Source organism: Mesorhizobium sp. B3-2-1 (assembly GCF_006439515.1).
GTDB lineage: Bacteria > Pseudomonadota > Alphaproteobacteria > Rhizobiales > Rhizobiaceae > Mesorhizobium.
On record NZ_VFTI01000028.1, the window covers coordinates 75,779 to 92,999 of the forward strand.

Below are 17,221 nucleotides of genomic sequence, written 5' to 3' on the forward strand. Positions count from 1 at the left end.
ATGGCATTTCGGCTGGCTCCAACCGCGGCGTCGGAAGGGTTCCGGCTCGAGGCGCATGACAGTGTCGGCTCCACCAACGCGCTGGCGCTGGACCATGCCCGGGCGGGCGACTCGGGCAAGCTCTGGGTCGTTTCCAAGAAGCAGGAAAGCGGGCGCGGCCGGCGTGGCCGTGCCTGGGCAACGCCGGAAGGCAATCTGGCGGCGACGCTGCTCCTCATCACCGGCGGCGAACTTCGCCTTGCCGCGACGCTCGGCTTTGTCGCCGGGCTGGCGTTGGCCGACGCACTCGACGCGGTGGTGCCGAAGGGCCGCATCGCGATAGGCCTCGACGGCGCGAGCCAGGGACAGAACCGCTTCGAGCTGAAATGGCCGAACGACGTGCTCGCCTCCGGAGCCAAGCTCGCCGGCATCCTCCTGGAATCGGCGATGCTTGACGGTGGCCGATTCGCGGTGGCGGTCGGCATCGGCGTCAACGTGGTGGCGCACCCGCGGGATTTGCCGTATCCCGCGACATCGCTTCATGCATTGGGCGCGGCTTGCGATGCCGAAACGCTGTTTTTGGCGCTGTCGGATGCCTGGAGCGAGAATGCCCGCCTTTGGGACGAAGGCCGTGGCCTTGCCGCCATCAGGAAGCGTTGGCTTGCCCGCGCAGCGGGCCTTGGCGGCGAGGTTGCTGTCAGAATTGACGGTAATGTGGTGCGTGGCGTCTTCGAGACCATTGACGAGGACTGCCGTTTCGTGATCCGCGACGATGAGGGGTCTGTTCTGACGGTCGCCGCCGGCGATGTGCATTTCGGCGCGGTTGCGTCCGCGCGGGTATAGTTTTGTTTTTGAGCAATTCCGGACTGAAAACCGTTAGATACTTTTTCTGGAATTGCATTAACGGCTTGGCCTGAGGGCCAAGGAAGGGAAAAATCATGGCGAAAGCGGACAACGCCGAACTCGTCTTCGTGCCGCTCGGTGGCGTCGGCGAGATCGGCATGAACTTCGCCCTCTACGGCTACGGCCCGCCGAGCGCGCGCGAGTGGATCGTCATCGATGTCGGCGTCACCTTTCCCGACGCGGCGCATCCGGGCGTCGACCTGATCCTGCCCGACACGCGCTTCATCGAGGAGAACCTCGCCAATTTGCGCGGCATCATCATCACCCACGCGCATGAGGACCACTACGGCGCGTTGCTCGACACCTGGCCGAAGCTGAAGGCGCCGGTCTGGATGACACCGTTCAGCGCCGGGCTGCTGGAAGCCAAGCGGCAGGGCGAGCAGGGCGCGCCGAAGATCCCGCTGACGATCTACCGGGCGGGCGAAAAGTTCACTGTCGGTCCCTTCGAGATCGAAGCCATTCCGGTGGCGCACTCCATTCCCGAACCGATGTCGCTGGCGATCACCTCGCCGGCCGGCACCGTCATCCATACTGGCGACTGGAAGATCGATCCGGAACCGACGATCGGACCCAAGACCGACGAGGCGCGCTTCCGCGCCTATGGCGACAAGGGCGTGCTGGCGCTGATCTGCGATTCGACCAATGCGCTGCGCGAAGGCGAGTCGCCTTCGGAAGTGGCCGTCGGCGAGGGCCTGAAAGGCGTCATCCAGGCCGCCAAGGGCCGCGTCGCCGTCACCACCTTCTCCTCCAATGTCGGACGCATCGTCTCGATCGCCCGGGCGGCGCGTGATGCCGGCCGCCAGTGCCTCGTGCTCGGCCGCTCACTGAAGCGCGTCATCGATGTGGCTGACGAGCTTGGCTATATGGACGGGCTGCCGGAGTTCATCGCCGAGGAGGATTTCGGTTTCATCCCGCGCGAGAACCTGGTCATCATCTGCACCGGCAGCCAGGGTGAGCCGCTGGCGGCGCTGGCCAAGCTGTCGCGCGACGAGATGAAATCGGTGTCGCTGACGGCGGGCGACACGGTGGTGTTTTCCTCGCGCACCATTCCCGGCAACGAGAAGGCGATCCTCGAAATCAAGAACCGCCTGATCGATCTCGGCATCAAGATCATCGAGGACGGCGATGCGCTGGTACACGTCTCCGGCCATCCCCGGCGCAGTGAACTGCGCAAGATGTATGAGTGGGTGCGTCCGCAGATAGGCGTTCCCGTGCATGGCGAGGCCGCGCATCTGGTGGCGCAGGGTTCGCTGATGTCGACGTCCGGCATCGGCCAGGTGGCGCAAGTGCGCGACGGCGACATGCTGCGGCTCGCGCCAGGTCCGGCCACCATCATAGACCAGGTGCCGTTCGGCCGTGTCTACAAGGACGGCAACCTGATCGGCACCGATCAGGCGATGGGTATTCGCGACCGGCGCAAATTGTCCTTTGCCGGCCATGTCGCGGTCAATGTCGTGCTCGACGAGAAGTATGAACTGGCCGGCGATCCCGATCTGGTCGCAATCGGCGTCGCCGAGGCAGATGCACGCGGCGAGACGCTCGAGGATCTGATGATCGATGCGGCCGTCGGCGCGGTCGATTCGATCCCCCGCCAGCGCCGCAAGGACCTCGACCTCGTGCAGGAGGCGGTGCGGCGCGCGGTGCGCGGCGCGGCCAACGAAGCCTGGGGCAAGAAACCGCTGGTGACGGTGTTCGTCACCCGGTGAGGGCAATCGCTGGACATTCAGCTGGCAGCCGACGGGAAGCCAGCGAAAAGTACGCTTCGCCGATTCGATGTAGCCCAGGCCTGGAAAATCGCATGGGATGGCCGGTGGCCAGCAGGGGCCGCCGGCGGCTGTCCGGCCGCGAAGGCCGATGCAAGCCTGTCTGATATCGACGGCGTCGAGCGGGGCGGCAACTTGAACGACCCGAGATCGAAGGTGAAACCGCGGGCGCGGGCAGGGCTGATTCCGGACATTTCCCTTTGTGCTTTGCAGATACCGGTTGGAAGAGGTGCGACAGTGCGCGCCTCCTGAATGGCTGTTGGTCTCGGTTGATTTGACGTATGACGCCAATATTGGAGCTGGGAGAAAAAGCTCGGACATGCTCGGACGGCTGAACCATGTCGCGCTTGCGGTGCCGGATTTGGCTGCCGCCATTGCAGCTTACCGCAACACACTCGGCGCCGAAGTGACCGAGCCGCAGGCCTTGCCGGAGCATGGCGTCACCGTGGTGTTCGTCAATGTCGGCAACACCAAGATCGAATTGCTGGAGCCGCTTGGCGAGCGCTCGCCGATCGCGGCGTTCCTCGAGAAGAACCCGTCGGGCGGTATGCATCATCTGTGCTACGAGGTCGACGACATCCTGGCCGCGCGCGACCAGCTCAAGGCCGCCGGCGCCCGCGTGCTTGGCGACGGCAATCCCAAGGTAGGTGCGCACGGCAAGCCGGTGCTGTTCCTGCATCCGAAGGATTTCTTCGGTACGCTGATTGAACTGGAGCAATCATGAACTGGGTCTCGTTCACCGCCCTGTTTTTCGCGACCTGGTGGGTGGTGCTGTTTGCCGTTCTGCCGTTCAGCGTCAAGACGCAGGACGACGATCACGACGTGACGCTGGGCACGGTTCCGAGCGCCCCGCGCGGGCCGCATATGTTGCGTGCCGTGATCCGCACCACCATCGCGACGGCGATCCTGATGAGCATTTTCTATGGTTTGACGCACGGGCTGGGATACAGCCTCAACGACATCCCGCACATCGTGCCGGATTTCGGCCAGACCCCAACGAAATAGAAAGTCCTGGGATTGAGATGCCGCCCCGCCCGGCGGCCATGGGCTGCTGACGCAAGGTCATGTAGCCTGGCAATTCGCGGCGCTAACCAGATGATTGCACAAAAAAAATGCAAGGCACAAGGCCTTGCAATTAAACGCGTCCGATCTGTTTCCGGTATCCGGCGGCAGCGAGTAACCGCGCCTAGATCGCATCCTCCCAAGACTTTGACCGCGTAGGAAGGCAGATTTGTTTCTGCCCTCTCGGTTATCGGGGCACATTAGCCTAACGGAAATGAAAATGTCACGAAGAATTTTGCCTTGAAACGGGCATTCTCGTGCTGCACTGCACAATAGTGCGGCAGGCTTTGCTTTTGAAACGACCAGGCAATGTCGAGACAGCCTTTGCGGCATGTTCGCGATTGACGCGCGCAAAGAATTGGCGGCTCTCTCCGAAGAGGTTCGGTGCGTTCCATTGTCGGTGCGGACTGATCCGGAAGCGCGGGATTCCGGGGCGGAAGGGGCTGATGTGGTGGGATGGCCGGGTTTCCATTCCGTCATGAAATCGCTATGAAGCCGGGGCAAGCAAGCCTGCGCCCTGCCGATTCTGGCATGGCCATTCTCATTCACGGACCAGTTCATGCGTTTGTCGCGCTATTTCCTGCCTATCCTCAAAGAAAATCCGCGCGAGGCCGAAATCGTCTCGCATCGGTTGATGCTGCGCGCCGGCATGATCCGCCAGCAGGGGCAGGGCAGTTTTTCCTGGCTGCCGTTGGGCAAGCGGGTGCTGGACAAGGTCTGCAAGATCATCCGCGAGGAGCAGAACCGCGCCGGCGCGCTGGAGATCCTGATGCCGACCATCCAGTCGGCCGACCTGTGGCGCGAGAGCGGCCGTTACAACGATTACGGCAAAGAGATGCTGCGCATCAAGGACCGTCAGGACCGTGACATGCTCTACGGACCGACCAACGAGGAAATGGTCACCGAGATTTTTCGCGCCTACGTCAAGTCCTACAAGGACCTGCCGCTCAACCTCTACCATATTCAGTGGAAGTTCCGTGACGAGGTGCGGCCGCGCTTCGGCGTGATGCGTTCGCGCGAATTCCTGATGAAGGATGCCTATTCCTTCGATCTCGACTTCGAGGGCGCGAGAGCCGCCTATAACAGGATGTTCGTCTCCTATCTCAGGACCTTCACCCGCATGGGCCTGCAGGCGATCCCGATGCGGGCCGACACGGGGCCGATCGGCGGCGATCTCAGCCACGAATTCATCATCCTGGCCGATACCGGTGAAAGCCAGGTCTTCTGCCATCGCGATTATCTGTCGCTTGCCGTGCCCGGAGCGGAAACCGACTTCGCCAATGACGGCGAGATAGCAGACATCGTCAAGACGTGGACGACGCCCTACGCCGCCACCGACGAGATGCATGACGAGGCGGCCTGGGAGAAGGTCCCGACAGGCGACCAGGTGTCGGCGCGCGGCATCGAGGTCGGCCATATCTTCCACTTCGGCGAGAAATACTCCAAGCCGATGGGCGCCAAGGTGACGGGCCCCGACGGCAAGGATCATTTCGCCTCGGGCGGCTCATACGGCATCGGCCCGTCGCGGCTGGTCGCGGCGATCATCGAGGCGAGCCACGACGAGAACGGCATCATCTGGCCGGACGCGGTGGCGCCGTTCGATATCTGCCTGATCAACATGAAGGCGGGCGACGCCGAGTGCGATCGCGTCTGCGACGAGCTCAACGCTGCCTTCACCGCCGCCGGCAAGGATGTGCTCTACGACGATACGGACCAGCGGCCGGGCGGCAAGTTCGCCACCGCCGACCTGATCGGCCTGCCCTGGCAAGTGATCGTCGGACCGCGCGGCGTGGCCGCCGGCGAGATCGAGATCAAGAATCGCAAGAGCGGCGAGCGCGTGACGCTGCCGATCGCCGACGCGAAAAAACGTTTCGGTGCCCCCGCATGAGCGAGGCGGCGGCAGCGAGATCGGCGGGCGCCGGCCCGTTCTCAATCTTCGAACGCACGGTTGCGTGGCGCTATTTGCGCTCGCGGCGCAAGGAGACGGTGATCTCGGTGATCGCCTCGATCTCCTTTCTCGGCATCATGCTGGGCGTCGCCACGCTGATCGTCGTCATGGCCGTCATGAACGGGTTCCGCGCCGAGCTTCTGACACGCATCCTCGGCGTCAACGGCCATCTGATCGTGCAGCCGCTCGATTCGCCGCTCGAGGACTATGCCCAGGTCGCCAGCCGCATCAACGGCGTGCCCGGGGTCAAATACGCCATTCCGCTGATCGATGGCCAGGTGCTGGCGCAAGGCAATGTGGGCGGCGGCACCGGCGCGCTGGTGCGCGGTATCAGGGGTGAAGACCTCGGCAAGATCGCCATCGTGGCCAAAAACATCAAACAGGGTTCGCTCGAAGGCTTCGATACGGGCGACGGCGTCGCCATCGGCAAGCGCATGGCCGAGAATCTCGGCTTGGCGCTCGGCGACACCATCACCTTGATCTCGCCGGACGGGGATGTGACGCCGCTCGGTACCACGCCGCGCATGAAGGGCTACAAGATCGCCGCGATCTTCGAAGTCGGCATGTCGGAATATGACAGCTCCATCGTCTACATGCCGTTCTCCGAGGCGCAGCTCTATTTCAACATGGACGGCCGGGCGCAGACGATCGAAATCTATGTCGACAATCCCGATGATGTCGACGCGCTGAAACCCAAGGTGGAAGAGGCGGCACAACGCCCCATCGACCTCGTCGACTGGCGCCAGCGCAACGAGACCTTCTTTTCCGCCCTGCAGGTCGAGCGCAACGTCATGTTCATGATCCTGACGCTGATCGTGCTGGTGGCGGCGCTCAACATCATTTCCGGACTGATCATGCTGGTGAAGGACAAGGGGCATGACATCGCCATCCTGCGCACCATGGGCGCCTCGCGCGGCGCCATCCTGCGCATCTTCCTGATGACGGGGGCAGCGATCGGTGTGACGGGCACGCTCGCCGGCGTGCTGCTCGGCGTGGTGATCTGCACCAACATCGAATCGATCCGCCAATTCTTCTCCTGGATGACCGGCAAGGTGCTGTTCAATCCGGAGCTGTATTTCCTCAGCCAGTTGCCGGCGAAGATGGATCCGCGCGAGACGACCTACGTCATCATCATGGCGCTGGCGCTGTCCTTCCTGGCAACGGTGTTTCCAGCGTGGCGGGCGGCCCGCCTCGATCCGGTCGAAGCCTTGAGGTACGAGTAGTGGCCGAGGTCATTATCGAGCTGAAGAGCGTCGAGCGGCACTATGTCCAGGGGCCGCGCAAGCTCACCATCCTGAACGGCGCCGACTTTTCGCTTCGGCGCGGCGAGATGGTGGCGCTGGTGGCGCCGTCGGGCACCGGCAAGTCGACGCTGCTGCACACGGCGGGCCTGCTGGAGCGTCCTGACGCCGGCGACGTGATCCTGTCCGGCCGGGCCTGCGGCCGGTTGTCCGACGATGAGCGCACCTCGATCCGCCGCAACGATGTCGGCTTCGTCTACCAGTTCCATCATCTGCTGCCGGAGTTTTCGGCGCTGGAAAACATCATGATGCCGCAGCTCATCAAGGGGCTGCCGCGCAAGGAAGCGGGCGAGCGCGCGGCGCAGCTGCTCGATTACATGCAGATCGGCAAGCGGGCATCGCACCGGCCATCCGAGCTGTCCGGCGGCGAGCAGCAGCGAGTCGCCATTGCGCGCGCCGTTGCCAATGCGCCGCTGGTGCTGCTCGCCGACGAGCCGACCGGCAACCTCGACCCGGTCACCGCCTCTTATGTCTTCGAGGCGCTGGAAGCGCTGGTGCGGCAATCGGGACTCGCCGCGCTGATCGCCACGCACAATCACGAGCTGGCATCGCGCATGGACCGGCGTGTCACGCTCGCCGACGGCAAGGTGGTGCCGCTTTAAGGAATGGTTTCGCCCGGGGTGTACCGTGCGGAGATGGCTTAGAATCGCCAGTGAGCGTTCATTGCGATCAGCGTGGACGATATCGCGCTCGTCGCCAGAATGAGCAGCCAAACTACAAAATTACGAGAGAGGCGTCGCCTGCGGCCCTGTCGCATCCGCTTTCGCCAGCGGTCACCTTGATTTGCGCCTCCGTATTTCCCCATATCCTTCGCTCAGCAGTGCCTCAGCCCAAGAACTATCGTCTCGGCCAAACTTTAATACAAGCGCGCGCTAATCCTGATCCTCCGGGAGTGGAAGCCTACGCCGCCACGCTTTCAACCGGGCCTCAGGCGAGCGATTAACCTTTCGCTAACCGTGCAAAATTCCCACCCGTCACCATATCTCCTAGCGATTGACATTGGAACAAAATTAGAACAAATTGGAAACATATCCACAACAGGAGAGAGTTATGACCGATCTGGTTCAGGATGTCATCTCGCTGGTTTGCATGAGCGCGTTTCTTGTTTCCATGGCGATCTGGATCGGAGCCATGTGAGCTGGCGGCATCCGCCATCGCTGTTCCCTATGGCCATAAGCCGCTCCGCCGTTAAGCTTTTCTTGCCGCCGCGACGTTAGGGTGCGCCTCCAGGCAGGAGCAACGTCCAGTGTCGCCCATCGTCACGGCCATTCTCGTGGCCAGCAATCTCGGGCTGATCTTTCTCTTGATGACCGTGCCGCTTGGTTTGCGCACGGTCCGGTCCAGCCGCATCGTGGCAATGGACCGGCAGCGCCTGTGGCAGGCGCTGTGGCCGCTTGGAAGCGATGCCGGCTGGTCCGGCGAGATCCTGTCGGCGCAGCCGCTGGACGAAGAGGGCGTGGCTCGCATCATGCTGTCGTGGGAAGGCCGCGACGGCAAGCCGATCGAGCGCAGGGCGCGGTTCGAAGATGTCGTCGAGGGCAGCCGCTTCTCGATGCGGGTGATCGAGGACACCGCGCTCGATGGCTCGTTCTGGAAGGACTATGCCGAGACCGCCGAACTGGTTTCGGAGGGCAGCGGTACACGCGTGACGCTCAGCCGGACCGACCGGTACCGCGGCGTCGCCTTCCTGGTGTTCCGTTACTTCGCCATGCGCCGCGAGCTCTCCAAGCTGCAGCGTTGGGCAAGGACCGGGCAGTATCGCAAGGGCGGCTGGTTCGAGCATCCGCTGAGTCAGGTCGGCTTTGCCGTGCTGTCGGCATTGATGCTGTGGCCGTTTTTCGGCCTTCATCTCGGCGGGCTGGCGCTGGCCGCGATCCTGACGTCGGTGGTGGCACTGCACGAACTCGGCCACATGGCGGCGTTCCGGCTGACCGGCCATCGCAGGGCGCGGATGATCTTCATCCCGCTGCTTGGCGGCATCGCCATTGGCGGCCGGCCCTACAACAGCCGTTTCGAAGTTGCCTTCGTGGCGTCGATGGGGGCGGGGTTCTCAGCCTTCCTGGTGCCGATCGTCATTGCCGCCAGCGTGCTTGCCGGCAACGAGGGTCACAAGGCCGCGGCCGCGCTGCTGGCCGCGCTTGCAGGCTGCGTGGCCCTGTTCAACATCGCCAATCTGGTGCCGGTGTGGAAATTCGACGGCGGCCAGGTGCTGCGCCAGATCTGCCCGGGGCCGGTCGTCCTGGCGCTGGCGTCCTTCTCGCTACTTTCGGCCTTTCTGGCGCTCGGCTGGCGGGCTGGTTTTTCCTCCGGCTTCCTGCTCGCGGCCGGTGCGGTCTTTTCGATCCTCAGCCTGCTCACCGTCGGCAGCGGGGTGAAGCCACGTCACGAACTGGAGCCGATCGGCACCGGCGACCGTTTCGTGATCGCAGGGGCCTTGCTGGCGGTGTTCGCCATCCATGGCTGCGGCGTGTTGTGGGCGTCAGGGCAACTGATCTGAAGCACCGTCAGCCGGTCTTGCGGGCCGCTTCGGCGGGCAAGGCCTCGGCAGGACCGAACACATCCTCGAACGCGGATTTCAGCGCGAGATCAAGGTCGGCCATCGTCAGGGGAAGGCCGAGGTCGACGAGGCTGGTGACGCCGTGGTCCGAGACACCGCAAGGAACAATGCCGCCGAAATGGGCGAGGTCCGGCTCGACATTGATGGCGATGCCGTGGAAGCTCACCCAGCGACGCAGCCGGATGCCGATCGCCGCGATCTTGTCCTCGGCCGGCGAGCCGTCAGGCAAAGCGGGGCAGTCCGGCCGCACCACCCAGACGCCGACCCGGTCCTCGCGGCGCTCGCCGCGCACGTTGAAGGCGGCGAGCGTACCGATGATCCATTGTTCGAGCGCCGCGACGAAGGCGCGCACGTCCTCGCGCCGGCGCTTCAGGTCGAGCATGACATAGGCAACCCGCTGGCCGGGTCCGTGATAGGTGTATTCGCCGCCGCGTCCGGCCGCGAAGACCGGAAAGCGGTCAGGCTCGATCAGGTCCTCGATGCGGGCGCTGGTGCCTGCGGTATAGAGCGGCGGATGTTCGACCAGCCAGACCATTTCGCCGGCAGCTCCGCTGCGGATTGCGTCCGCACGCGCTTCCATGAAGGCCAGCGCATCAGGATAGGCGGTAAGGCCGGGCTCGACCAGCCATTCGACCGGCGCCGAACCGGGCAAGGGCAGGAACGACGTGGCGATCTGGCTGCGTTCTGTCATGGCATGTCGCTTTGCTTATGCATGTCGTGGTCCCAAAACCGCCTTGCACTTTTGGGCGACATGCCTTTGGCCTCCATATGGCGATATCGGGCGCAAACGTCCAGTTCCGGATGCTCGTTGCAATCCTGTGGAACGTTATGCCAATTGCCTGACATTATTGCTCGCGACGCACTTGTTTCGCCGGAAACGATTTGCTACACGCCGCGAGCCGGTCGGTTCCGGCTCCTACCACGTGCGGTCGTGGCGGAATTGGTAGACGCGCAGCGTTGAGGTCGCTGTGGGGCAACCCGTGGAAGTTCGAGTCTTCTCGACCGCACCATTGGCAAAATCGGTAAGTGGCTGATTTTAAAATAAAATAGGCGGCTTTGCCGCCTTTTTTATTGACAGTTTGGCCAGATTTGCACTACAAATTGCACTGCACGTTACATCATCGGCAATCATGCCGGGTGTTCGATATGGCCAAGAAAATACCGTCCTCTTCAAGCTCGCCAGACCCTGATCGATATCTAAAAAAACGCGCATCGAGATGGCATTACGTCCGACGTGTCCCGGCCCACGTCGCGGGCTTCGATCCGCGCGGAACAATCCAGGTTTCACTGAAAACCTCCTCCCACGAAGTCGCCCGCATCAAGCGCGATGCCTTCGAGAAGGCCGACGATCTCTATTGGTCGGGACTCGCCGACGGACATCAGGCCGAATCCGTCGTGTCCGCTTACAATGCCGCGAGAACCCGTGCCCTGGCCCTTGGTTTCGAATACCTGTCATCCGCGAACCTTGCCGCCAGCCGTTCGCTGGACGAGATCCTGCGACGCGTCGAAAAAGCGAAAGGCTCAGGCGGGCGAGAGGCGCCCGCACTTCTTGGCGCGCATGAGAGGCCGGCGCTTACCGTCCGGGAAGCCACGGAGTATTATTTCAACACTATGGCCGCCGACGAGGCGCGGGGCATGAGCGAATACCAATTCGCGTCCTGGAAAAAGGTGAAGAGATATGCGGCGGAAAGCTTCATATCGGTCGTCGACAACAAGCCACTTCTTGAGATCACACGGGCCGATGCCCAGAGGTATTACGAATTCTGGCTCGACCGCGTGAAAGGCTCCAAAGGCGGGAAGCGCATGTCCTCAAACACCGCAAATCGTAGTTTCGGCAATATGCGGAAACTGTTCAAAACCTACGCGAACTGGCTCGCGCTCGATATCCGGAACCCTTTTGACGGTCTGTCGTTTCGCAACCGCAAAAGCGACCGGCGTGTGGTTCCTCCGTTCGAAGCCGAGTGGATAAAGACCAAGTTCCTTGTGCCTGGCGCGTTTGGCCGTCTCAACGATGATGCCCGGCTCATTTTCCTCGCCTTGATCGAGACCGGCTGCCGGCCCTCCGAGATCTGCAATCTGAGACCAGAGAACATAAGGCTCAATCATCCGGTCCCCCATCTCGCCATCCGGTTTCAGCCGGACCGCCTGATCAAGACAGAGTCGAGCATTCGCGAAATTCCGCTTCTTGGTGTCTCGCTCGAAGCCATGAAGCGCGCGCCAAAGGGATTCCCTCGTTACAGTGACAAAGAGACCAACCTTTCGGCAACCCTCATGAAGGGCCTCAGATCGGCAAAGCTGTTGCCCTCTGAGGAGCACAGTGTCTATTCGATCCGCCATTCTTTCGAAAAGCGAATGCAGGAAGCGGGGCTGGATTACGATTTGAGGTGCCGGCTGATGGGACACGCCAATGACCGGCCGCAATACGGGGACGGCGGTTCGTTGGAATGGCGGCGCGATCAGCTCAAGAAAATCGTCCTACCCTTCGATCCTGCGATCCTTGCATAGGCGGACGACTAAATCCGACCCTTGGCAGCACGCAGGCGATCTGCCCGGGACGCCAATTGCTCTCGCTCGTGCTCCAGGCGCTCGAAAATCGGCCAATAGCTTTCGCCTTCTGGCCGTGTCTCGATCAAATGGGCAACATAGGCGAGGGCCTTTTCGACCCGTGGAAGAAAAAGGACTTTTGCATCACTGCGTTTCCGATCTCCCCAGCAGTCCTCCACCTGGTCACTGGTATGAGATTGAAAGCCGATGTCGACAGGCCGAGCGGCATCTGAGGCAAGGCGACCCTCATTCTCAACACGGTTTCTCCAACGGCGAGGGCCGCGGCGTTCGTTTGTTGCGGCTCCGGTAGGCTCGCTGTTTCGAGAATGATCTATTTCCAATTTGGGCATCGTGCAGTCCGCGAAATTTGACGTGCGGGCGCTGGCCTGCTCGCGGACAGGAGGATGCTTCGGCAAGGTGCTTGTTGGAAGTTTTCGATCTGACCGATCACACAAAAGGATGCTGCGGCGTAAGAACGGGCTGGGAAGTCCGAAAGGGTATGGTTTCTTCACGGTCGATGCCGAATTTACGGGGGCGGCGCGAAGATGAACGGCATATTGCGCGATATTCGCTTGAGTTCGGTTCATGAGAGCCCGGCCGGCCGGCTTTGGCGGATGCGCCCAGATATGGGTATTTACGGCCATGTATTGGGTGCCGGCTGAGGCATAGGTAAGATTGCTATAGCTCACATTGTTCGCTATTATGAGTTATAGAGAGGCGCTCTATAGCTCATGGCATGGAATTGGGAGCAGGCCGACTGGCCGCATTTTACCTACGACAAGATGGCATTGGACCCGCTGGAAAGCGAGTTCCTATTGCGATCGGGCGAGTTCCTCGGCGTCTTTCGTCACGTCGGTTCCGAGGATCGCGATCAGATCCGCATCGAGCTTATCAGCGAAGAGGCTTTGAAGACATCCGCCATCGAAGGAGAATATCTCAACCGCGAGAGCCTGCAATCGTCCTTACGCCAGCAACTTGGGCTTGGAGCTGAAAACAGACGCATTCCGCCAGCGGAGCGAGGCGTCTCCGAAATGATGGCCGATGTGTACTTGCATTTTGCGGAACCGCTTTCTCATCGCACCCTCTACGCCTGGCACAAGATGGTGATGTCGGCCGAACGGCGCATTGAGACTATCGGCAATTACCGCCAGCATGCCGATCCGATGCAGATCGTCTCCAATCGGCTGGACAAGCCCAAAGTGCATTTCGAGGCGCCGCCCTCAGCGCGCGTGAAGGCCGAAATGGATGCTTTTACCATCTGGTTCAACAATACTGCGCCCAAAGGCAAGGCTCCGCTTCCCGCGCTGACGCGCGCCGGTATCGCGCATCTCTATTTTGAGAGTATCCATCCGTTCGAAGACGGCAACGGCCGCATAGGGCGTGCCCTTTGCGAAAAGGCGCTGGCGCAAAATCTGGGCGAGCCGAGCCTAATCACGCTGGCCTATACAATCGAGCGTCATCGCAAGGCCTACTACGACAGCCTGGAAGCCAGCAACAAGAGCAACGCGATTACCGACTGGCTGCTCTACTTCGCCAACACGATCCTTGAAGCGCAGCGCGTAACGCTTGCTCGTGTCGAATTCTCCGTCGCCAAGGCCAAGTTCTACGAGCGCCATCGGGGTCAGTTCAACGAGCGCCAGGAGAAGGTGATCGATCGAATGTTCCGTGAAGGTATCGATGGCTTCAAGGGTGGTCTCAGCGCCGAAAATTACATCGCCGTCACCCAGGCGTCGCGCGCCACGGCGACAAGGGACCTGCAGGATCTGGTTGCCAAGGGTGCGCTGACAAGAGCTGGTGAACTCCGACACACACGTTACACGCTGAATATTCGCGACGATCGTGCGTGAATTCCATCAGCGAACCAAGGGACAGGCTGTTAAACAGCCGGTCTCAATATTGGTGAGTGGCGGGCTACCAAGCAGGAGGTCGTGAAATGGGTTACCCGCGATCGGAAGCCTAGGAAAAGAGATGGCGCTGCCATTCTCGCGGTCAGGTCACGGCTCAAGCCGGTAGACATCCATTGATATCTGAAAGCTCGCTTTGGCGAACCGAACGGTTTTCAAAACTTCCCGCGCAAGGACGAAAGCGATAACTGGATACATTGGGACTACAGCCTCAAGGCCGGTGAGACCGACGTGTATATCTCCGGCATGTCGGGCGAGATTCATATCACGGTCGGCGAGGCGCTCACGCACCAGCAATGGCGGGACCTGATTGTCGGGATCAGAACGGATTATGCGAGGATCGGTCCGCAGAAATCCGCCGTACTACAGAGCCTGGAAAAATTCGTCATTTTCCAGAACAAGTTTGGCGCGGGATGTCGGCATGCACCGCGACCTCGTAGCCGGCCAAGTCATGGTTGACGAAGAAACCGCGTAGCGTAGCCGAATGCAGTGCGGCGGCGGGTGCGGTCACGTTTCAGCCTCGCGGGGAAGCCTGCTCGAGTTGTTGATATTCTTCGTCCGTCAGCGTGATCGCGGCGGCTGGCACGTTTTCCTCAAGATGAGAGACGCGGCTGGTACCTGGGATCGGCAGCATGACCGGGCTACGCTTCAGGAAGATATTTCGATGCGCTGTTGAGCCATGGCGGATCCGGCCGTTCCAATCGTGATGGCGGCAGTGCTCATCCATAACTTCAGCATGCCATCTCCATTTCTGATACGAGGACGGCGCCAGTGCTGCGGACACCGGCGCCATCAGCTTTTGCTACGCGAGGTGCTGTTCGAAGAACGAAATCTCGCCCGCGCTTGGTGCGTGAAGCCCGGCGACCCCCGCTGTTGGACACGATAGTGGGTTTGAAGTGGTAGCGGGAGACCGCTACATCGTAAGACCCACTATTGACGGGGCGTTCTTTTGCTATCGTCGGCATGCAGGTCGTGGGCCGACAAAGGCCCGGACAGTGTCGCTGCGCACCTGACGGGTGCGCATACACCGGCAACGCTTACCCCGACAGCCTTATCCAGTGCATCAAGCTGAGTGGCAGGTGCCATCATGACACGTCATACTGCTGCGCCAGCGAGTCGGAAAGCTGGTCGGCGAAACGGGCAGCGGCCACCGGCAGGGTGCGGCCCTTGAGTTGGCCGACATAGAGCATGCCAGCGGGCACGTCGCGCGGGTCGAGCGGCCGGGAGATCATGTCACCGGTCATCGTCTGGTGGGACAGGCCAATTGGGAAATGGAAGGTGATGATATCCTCCGAGATAGCGTGGTTGCGCAGGAATTCGAAGCTGTCCGATTGAATCACCGGCTCCAGCTGCAGCGATGACGATTGCGCCCCGATGTCGAGCAGGTAGCGCACGCCGTAACTTGATGTGGGAAGCGCGATTGGATAGTCGAGGCAAGCGCGCAAGCGCACCGTCTCGCGAGAAGCCAGCGGATGATCGGGCCGCATAACCGCATGCACCGGCTGGTGCACCCGCATCAGCGTCATGAAAGCAGCCAGCCGGGTTGGCTCGTAGACGATGGCGATGTCGGCCGTGTGATCGACCAAGGCACGCTCGGCCTCCTCCCGGTCGCGCAGGTGCACTCCGAAGGTCACATTCGGATGTTCCTTGCGGTAGAGCGAGATCTGCATCGGCAAATGGTAGGGCAATAGCGCCTGGCTGCAGGCGATCGCCACATGGCCGCGCCGGGCGCCAGCAAGGTCTGCAATCTGCGATTTCACGTGCTCCATATCGGATAACTGGTTGCGCATGTGCTGCACTAGAAGTTCGCCGGCGCTTGACAATCGCACGCCGTGAGGCAGTCGCTCGAAAATCGCAACGCCGAGTTCGGCCTCCATCGCCAATATACGCCGGTTGAGCGCCGTCGAGGTTATGGCGAGCAATTCCGCGGCGGCGCGGATCGAACCGGTCTTGGCCACCACATCGATATGGTGAGCGGAGTTCAGGTAACGCATCGGCAGCCCCCGGCACCACCGCTGCAATTCCTGCAGCAGGCTGAACAAAACATAGCACAAGACAGCAGCACCGTCATCGACATAATTAAACCTGTCGACATATGATTGAAGAAGTATCTTCAAGCGACATTGATCATTCAGAATCAACGAAAGGTGGGGCAATGGATTTGTTCCAGTTCTTCCAGTAACTTTGTTAAATCAAAATGAGTAACCATGCGCTGCATATCAATTGTAAGCTTGGCATCTCTCGACCTTGTTGCCTTGCAAATGTATCGGCGATTGCCTCCGAACAATGAGGCGACGTGACCGCGTGATCGGGTCTACCAGGTCATACTAGTCAATGTGGTGTGACCTCCAAGGTTAGCATCGATGAAGGTGTCTAGCGGATGTCGGCGAGCATAAAGCCGCGGTTCTTTGGCGCGGCTATAACGATCCGCTAGTAAAGAAAAACTCGACATTTGAAATCTATTGCGCGGAATTCTTGTTGGGCGTTAGTGCGCGGGTCGCGCGTATGCGCGCCGAACGTACCATCACTTTTTCGCCCGCTGACCGCTGCCGCCTTCTAGCTGTGGTCATATGGCATAATCCTTGAACAGAGCTTGGTTACGCCAAATGTCATGTTTCGATTTCTGGAGCAACCGAACCGTAGATGCCACTTCAACCTGAAGGAATGACTAGATGACGTCGACCACCTCTTCCAGACTTACCTTCCTTGTATTCACCGCCGGATGCATCGCATTGGCGTTACTCTTCCACTACGCACCGGCTGGGGATTTTCCCTCGAAATATGCCAGGACCGCCCCGGCGGCGCTGGCCGCGCAACCGACGCGCATAGAAATCGACAACGAGGCGCACGCGATCCGCTTCTACATCGACGGCAACCAGGTCGCCGTGCTCGACGAGTCTGGTTTCAAACCATGAGGCCACAGAGCCAGGAGAGCAAAACCGTCGGGAAATTTGTCGTGCTTGCCTGTCGCAAACGGCGGAGGCCCAGAAGAAAGTCCCGGTGACGCAGGACGTTGCCGCCAAGGCCGAGCAGGCCAAGCCGCCGCTGGACAACATGGCCACTGGCGGGGTCAAGCCCGCGGCGCAGGCAAATGTGCCGGGCCACCGACGGGAACCAAGCATGGTCGCCAGAAATTCATCCGTCAGGTTGAAGTCGTCAACGTTGATAACAAGGAGGGCGCCCGCCCTCCGCGAACCCATGCTCGCGGCAAACGCGATCGAAAAACCTGCTTCAGCAGTTTCATATCGTCCGCATAGGTA

At 61.1% G+C, this 17,221-nt stretch carries 14 protein-coding genes, 1 tRNA gene and 2 pseudogenes; 14 read left to right on the forward strand and 3 right to left on the reverse strand.

Annotated features, from left to right (window positions below; translation table 11 throughout):
• From FJW08_RS25045 to FJW08_RS25080, 8 genes are all read left to right on the forward strand, one after another.
• A complete protein-coding gene (locus FJW08_RS25045; protein WP_140812709.1) occupies positions 1–822 on the forward strand; it encodes a biotin--[acetyl-CoA-carboxylase] ligase in 822 nt (273 codons plus the stop codon).
• A gap of 95 nt (positions 823–917) precedes the next feature.
• Positions 918–2,588, forward strand: a complete 1,671-nt coding sequence (locus FJW08_RS25050) for a ribonuclease J (RefSeq protein ID WP_140812710.1) — start codon at positions 918–920, stop codon at positions 2,586–2,588.
• Positions 2,589–2,964: 376 nt separating this feature from the next.
• Positions 2,965–3,369: a methylmalonyl-CoA epimerase gene (gene mce, locus FJW08_RS25055; RefSeq protein ID WP_140812711.1), complete on the forward strand. Its 405-nt coding sequence runs from the start codon at positions 2,965–2,967 to the stop codon at positions 3,367–3,369.
• Entirely contained in the window at positions 3,366–3,650 is a 285-nt protein-coding gene (locus FJW08_RS25060; RefSeq protein WP_140812712.1) for a DUF1467 family protein, read from the forward strand. Before mce ends, FJW08_RS25060 begins: the two co-directional genes overlap by 4 nt.
• A 616-nt stretch (positions 3,651–4,266) precedes the next feature.
• Positions 4,267–5,595, forward strand: a complete 1,329-nt coding sequence (gene proS / locus FJW08_RS25065) for a proline--tRNA ligase (RefSeq protein WP_140812713.1) — start codon at positions 4,267–4,269, stop codon at positions 5,593–5,595.
• Complete coding sequence (locus FJW08_RS25070) at positions 5,592–6,878, forward strand: lipoprotein-releasing ABC transporter permease subunit (RefSeq protein WP_140812714.1); 1,287 nt, start codon at positions 5,592–5,594, stop codon at positions 6,876–6,878. Before proS ends, FJW08_RS25070 begins: the two co-directional genes overlap by 4 nt.
• Positions 6,878–7,558 (forward strand): ABC transporter ATP-binding protein, encoded by a 681-nt coding sequence (locus FJW08_RS25075; RefSeq protein WP_135915676.1) that lies wholly within the window; start codon positions 6,878–6,880, stop codon positions 7,556–7,558. The genes FJW08_RS25070 and FJW08_RS25075 overlap by 1 nt, the downstream gene beginning before the upstream one ends.
• A gap of 644 nt (positions 7,559–8,202) precedes the next feature.
• A complete protein-coding gene (locus tag FJW08_RS25080; RefSeq protein WP_140812715.1) occupies positions 8,203–9,453 on the forward strand; it encodes a site-2 protease family protein in 1,251 nt (416 codons plus the stop codon).
• A gap of 7 nt (positions 9,454–9,460) precedes the next feature.
• Here the strand turns inward: FJW08_RS25080 and lipB are convergent, their stop codons facing one another.
• Positions 9,461–10,204: a lipoyl(octanoyl) transferase LipB gene (lipB, locus tag FJW08_RS25085; RefSeq protein ID WP_140812716.1), complete on the reverse strand. Its 744-nt coding sequence runs from the start codon at positions 10,202–10,204 to the stop codon at positions 9,461–9,463.
• A gap of 234 nt (positions 10,205–10,438) precedes the next feature.
• Here lipB and FJW08_RS25090 point away from each other — a divergent pair.
• From FJW08_RS25090 to FJW08_RS25105, 4 genes are all read left to right on the forward strand, one after another.
• Positions 10,439–10,523, forward strand: a tRNA-Leu gene (locus FJW08_RS25090).
• A 136-nt stretch (positions 10,524–10,659) separates the two neighbouring features.
• Positions 10,660–12,018, forward strand: coding sequence for a tyrosine-type recombinase/integrase (locus tag FJW08_RS25095; RefSeq protein WP_140812717.1), 1,359 nt, complete (start codon positions 10,660–10,662; stop codon positions 12,016–12,018).
• 770 nt (positions 12,019–12,788) lie between these two features.
• Positions 12,789–13,904 (forward strand): Fic family protein, encoded by a 1,116-nt coding sequence (locus FJW08_RS25100; RefSeq protein ID WP_140812718.1) that lies wholly within the window; start codon positions 12,789–12,791, stop codon positions 13,902–13,904.
• Between the two features lie 288 nt (positions 13,905–14,192).
• On the forward strand, positions 14,193–14,420 hold the full coding sequence (locus tag FJW08_RS25105) for a hypothetical protein (RefSeq protein ID WP_140812719.1): 228 nt from the start codon (positions 14,193–14,195) through the stop codon (positions 14,418–14,420).
• 55 nt (positions 14,421–14,475) lie between these two features.
• On the opposite strand, the pseudogene FJW08_RS33080 reads toward FJW08_RS25105, so the two are convergent.
• Both FJW08_RS33080 and FJW08_RS25115 read right to left on the reverse strand, forming a co-directional pair.
• A pseudogene (locus FJW08_RS33080) lies at positions 14,476–14,613 on the reverse strand (aldo/keto reductase); the annotation flags it as partial.
• Between the two features lie 433 nt (positions 14,614–15,046).
• A complete protein-coding gene (locus FJW08_RS25115) occupies positions 15,047–16,117 on the reverse strand; it encodes a LysR family transcriptional regulator (protein ID WP_246682544.1) in 1,071 nt (356 codons plus the stop codon).
• 516 nt (positions 16,118–16,633) lie between these two features.
• Between FJW08_RS25115 and FJW08_RS25120 the strand changes: the two genes are divergently transcribed.
• Entirely contained in the window at positions 16,634–16,876 is a 243-nt protein-coding gene (locus FJW08_RS25120; RefSeq protein ID WP_140758014.1) for a hypothetical protein, read from the forward strand.
• Between the two features lie 85 nt (positions 16,877–16,961).
• Positions 16,962–17,221: pseudogene (locus FJW08_RS32735) on the forward strand (hypothetical protein); the annotation flags it as partial.